The sequence below is a fragment of the Salmonella sp. SAL4457 genome (assembly GCF_046548235.1).
GTDB lineage: Bacteria > Pseudomonadota > Gammaproteobacteria > Enterobacterales > Enterobacteriaceae > Salmonella > Salmonella enterica.
In genome coordinates this window covers 1-247 of record NZ_JBGDZO010001059.1, presented here as the reverse complement: position 1 = coordinate 247, position 247 = coordinate 1, and the positions used below count along the sequence as shown (strand labels likewise).

The window sequence follows — 247 nt, the reverse complement described above, 5'->3', positions numbered from 1 at the left end:
ATGGAGGACCGCTACGTCTGCGCCATGCGCCGCGGCCACCCACTGGCGGGCAAGCCTAAGCTGGCCCTGGACGATTACCTGGGCCTGACCCACATCCATATTTCCAGCCGCCGCAGCGGCCTCGGCTACATCGACCTGGCGCTGGGCAAGATGGGCATCCAGCGCAAGATCGCGCTGCGCTCGCAGCACTACCTGATGGCCTCCACGGTGGTCCAGCAGACCGACATGGCGATGACCGTGCCGGAAC

At 66.4% G+C, this 247-nt stretch carries 1 protein-coding gene; it reads left to right on the top strand.

What is annotated here, in order from left to right; genetic code table 11:
• Positions 1 to 247: LysR substrate-binding domain-containing protein (locus tag ACLJNW_RS27430; protein WP_410961713.1), on the top strand; the 247-nt coding region annotated here is incomplete at both ends.